This is a genomic window from Rhodococcus sp. LB1 (genome assembly GCF_001583455.1).
GTDB lineage: Bacteria > Actinomycetota > Actinomycetes > Mycobacteriales > Mycobacteriaceae > Rhodococcus_F > Rhodococcus_F opacus.
Genome location: NZ_LTCZ01000308.1, coordinates 1 through 3,498, shown reverse-complemented (window position 1 = coordinate 3,498; position 3,498 = coordinate 1). Strand labels below are relative to the sequence as shown.

Here is a 3,498-nt window from a genome sequence, read left to right as displayed (position 1 = left end):
GCATCTCGTGCACCAGAGCCTGTGCGAACCCCAGATGTCGCCCGCCGCGGTTCGGGGATTCCCTGCGGGCCAACGCAATCTGCGAGGCGATGCCCCGGTCCCACTCGCTCCGGGGCCAGCCCCGAGCCCTGCGGTCCTCGCGAGTACAGGTGGCGACGTCGTCGGTGATCACCGCCTGCACCGCGCACCCGACCGACTTCAACGCCTCGATCGCATCGAGCCACTCGATCCCCAACCCGGCGTCCCCACCCGCTTCGACGCATCGCAGCCGCGCCGTGAACGCACGCAACTCGTCCAGATCCGCTGCCACCAATTCCCCCACAACCAACCTCCCCCAAGGTCGTTCGAATGCATGTTCGAGTCTAGCGAGCTGCCGCACGCGTGGCAATACCCCGCTGGAAGACTCCCCGCGCGCGATGCACCCTCGGCTCACCGGTGGTCGTTCCCGTTCTGGCAGAATTGGTCGGACGTCGCGAGAATTGCGGCGCCGGTTCACGCCGCGTTGGTGCACTTCGGGAGGCGAATGATGCCGAATGATCCTTCGGAGATGACGCGGACCGGAGACGACGGACCCAGCGCTGTCTTCGCGAAGCTGGCCGAGATGGTGTACAACGGCGACGACTTCGCTCAGGTCTACCAGGCCATCTGTGATGCCGCCGCCACCTTGGTCCCCGGGTGTGCCCACGCCAGCCTCATGCTGAAGGAGAACGATCGCCACGTCACCGTGGCCGCGAGCGACGGCATCGCAGCCCAGGTCGACGCGCTCGAGCGAGCCGAGCAGGAAGGGCCCTGCCTCGATGCGATCGAGAACGACGCACCGCAGGTCGAGACCGAGCTCGCCCGTTCGACCCAGTGGCCACGCCTTGCCCGTCGGGCCATTGCCGAAACTCCGGTCCGGGGCGCTGCCGGGTTCCGGCTCATGATCCGCGGACGCAAGGTCGGCGCACTCAATCTGTTCTCGGACAACCCCGGAGAATTCACCGACGAATCGATCGATCAGGCGATTCTGATCACGGCGTTCGCGGCGGTGACACTGACAGCGCTCCACGAACACCAGGAAGCGCAGACCCTGCGTGAAGGCCTGGCCAGCAACCGCGAGATCGGAAAAGCGATCGGACTGTTGATGGCCTTCCACGACATCTCCGAAGGCAGAGCCTTCGACCTGCTGCGCAAGACGTCGCAGGACATGAACATCAAGCTCACGGGTGTCGCCCGGGAAGTCATCGCGCATCACAATTCGAAGTTCGACTGACGCGAACTCACCGTTCGAGATCGGGCAGGATCACGGCGATTCCTGCGGTTGTGCATGCCTCCGTTCGACCGCCTTGGCAATCGGTTGATGCCGGTCTGGTGTAGACGTAATGTTGATCGCGCGTGGTTGAGAACACAGCCGCAGATTGCCCGAAGGCCGCAGCAGTACGCGGTGGGCAAAAATTGTGTGCACTCCCACTGCGGTCTCAGTGCCGCTGCGCTCCTCTCGGCGCACGGACACTCACAGATTGCACGCGATCGGAGGGTCATGAAACCATCACGCACGTCGTTCCGAGCCACTCCCCCGACCGCAAAGCCGACCGGCCACGTCACACGGGATGCGCTCACCCGTGGCCGGGGACTACAGATGGCAGTCGAATTCGCGCCGGACGCCGACGCCACGTTGGGACGAATCTCCGGCGACATCGATGTGCTCGCCGCTCCTTCCTTCGCGCTCGCCCTCGCGCACCTGACCGACGGGGGCTCCTCCTCACGCATCATCGTCGACATGACTGCAGTCGACTTCGTCGGAACCTCGGGATTGTCGATACTGTCCGAGTTTGCGGAATCTGCTAGGCGGCAGCACATTACATGGGTGCTCGCGGGTAATCGAGCGGTCCTCCGGCCTGTCGAGGCTATGGGCCTCGACGCAATGATCCCCACGTGCCGTACCGTTCGCGACGCCTTCGACAGGGTGGAGAAAATCGCACACAGCTGATCGGAGTCGACATGTCCGGGAAGCCGTCCACTCGTGGGCGTCCGACGGCACGCGTCGCGGCGACCGTGCGTGTGCTTCTCGACAAGGCCGGACCGACGTACGCGTCCGAGTCGCACGTGACCTTGAAGGACACCCCGGCGCCGCTTTTCCAACTGCTGACGCTGTCTTTGCTGCTGAGCACGCGGATCTCCTCGGAGATCGCTGTCGCGGCGGCCCGGGAACTGTTCCGAGCGGGCTTGCGCAGCCCCCGCGCGGTACGAGCGGCGGACCGTCGCACGATCATCTCCGCACTCGCCAGAGCGAGTTACGTGCGCTATGACGAGAGCACGGCTACCCGTCTGCACGCCGCCGCAGTTCGAGTCGACGACCAGTACGGCGGCGACCTGCGACGGCTCGCCCGAGCCTGCGATCAAGAGATCTCCGCCGCGGTTCGGTTACTGACGGAGTTCGACGGAATCGGCCCGGTGGGTGCCGACATCTTTCTCCGGGAAGTTCAGGACGTGTGGACGTGGGTGCTCCCCTACTTCGACACGCGAGCGAGCAAGTCTGCGCGTGAACTGGGGCTACCGGACGATCCCGACGCATTGTCCGCCCTTGTCCCGGAGGGCCGAGTCGCGGAACTGGCGGCAGCCCTGGTGCGGGTCTCTCTCGACTCGCAACTTCGTGAGGTTGTGCGCGGCAATACGTGCTGCGGGCCGGCGCCGGTACTACTCCGCTCGGACTGCCTTCGACTCGCGCTCGTCGTCCTCGCGGAACATTGCTTCGATGCGGTTCTTGATCTCCATCGTGCTCATCGAGCCACGGGAGGGGGCGAAGCCGCGACCGCGAGCGGAGGTGGGCGTGGTGAAGGTGTTCATGTGAGTGCTTTCTGTCTTCTGCGCCGGCGAGTGCCGCGTGGGTGGTCGAAGGGTGCGTCCGCGAGGCGGACGGTCAGATCAGGAGCGCGGCGAGTGCTACGGCGGCCAGTACTGACAGGGAAGTGGCGACGGCTACGAGGACGGATCCCGTCACGACGACGGCAGGCGCGGTCGCGGTTGCAGCCGAGACAGAGGCGATGTACACGGTCGGACGTAACGTCTGGCGGCGCGGCGGCTCCTCGACAGAGGGCGGCGGCATCGTGCGCTGATCGTCCTGGTGCACCGTGGTGCGGGTCATGTGTTGGCGTACCCCGTTGTAGCAGCTGAGTGACCTGAGTCACAAACTTACGAGTATGTTGTACATCACAACATGCCCCTCGCGCCAGTCGGTGCCGTCCACGCCACGTGCAGACGCTCAGCTACCGGCTCTGCTACGTCCGCAGCCCGAGGGGGTCAATGCCGAACTGGCGGAGCAAATCAGCTGACGGTCTGTCGCGGAAAACGACAATGGAGAGATATCCGTGCAGGGATGTCGAGAACTCGCGCGCGGCTTCGTCCCCGGAGTGAAACGGCCACAATGGGCCGCACCGCACCAAAGGAGAACATGATGGCCAAGTACCTGCTGCTCAAGCACTACCGCGGCGCGCCGGCGTCGCTCAACGACGTGCCCAT

General features: G+C 65.0%; 4 protein-coding genes and 3 pseudogenes. 4 read left to right on the top strand and 3 right to left on the bottom strand.

The genetic code is table 11. The features are described 5' to 3' along the window. Positions 1–322: pseudogene (locus AZG88_RS54460) on the bottom strand (HNH endonuclease); the annotation flags it as partial. Positions 323–526: 204 nt separating this feature from the next. On the opposite strand from AZG88_RS54460, the gene AZG88_RS32030 reads away from it, so the two are divergent. The 3 genes and pseudogenes from AZG88_RS32030 to AZG88_RS54455 form a co-directional block, all read left to right on the top strand. Beyond that, on the top strand, positions 527–1,252 hold the full coding sequence (locus AZG88_RS32030; protein ID WP_061700153.1) for a GAF and ANTAR domain-containing protein: 726 nt from the start codon (positions 527–529) through the stop codon (positions 1,250–1,252). Positions 1,253–1,618: 366 nt separating this feature from the next. Further along, positions 1,619–1,969, top strand: a complete 351-nt coding sequence (locus AZG88_RS32025; protein WP_061700152.1) for an STAS domain-containing protein — start codon at positions 1,619–1,621, stop codon at positions 1,967–1,969. A gap of 11 nt (positions 1,970–1,980) precedes the next feature. Then, positions 1,981–2,652, top strand: a pseudogene (locus AZG88_RS54455) (endonuclease); the annotation flags it as partial. Positions 2,653–2,676: 24 nt separating this feature from the next. Here AZG88_RS54455 and AZG88_RS52120 read toward each other — a convergent pair. Further along, positions 2,677–2,826 carry a hypothetical protein gene (locus AZG88_RS52120; protein ID WP_156517671.1) on the bottom strand — a complete coding sequence of 50 codons (150 nt, stop codon included), beginning with the start codon at positions 2,824–2,826 and terminating at the stop codon, positions 2,677–2,679. A gap of 73 nt (positions 2,827–2,899) precedes the next feature. Continuing rightward, the gene (locus AZG88_RS32020) at positions 2,900–3,124 is read right to left on the bottom strand and encodes a hypothetical protein (protein ID WP_061700151.1); all 225 of its coding nucleotides are present in this window, start codon (positions 3,122–3,124) and stop codon (positions 2,900–2,902) included. Between the two features lie 231 nt (positions 3,125–3,355). On the opposite strand from AZG88_RS32020, the pseudogene AZG88_RS55790 reads away from it, so the two are divergent. Further along, positions 3,356–3,498: pseudogene (locus AZG88_RS55790) on the top strand (YciI family protein); the annotation flags it as partial.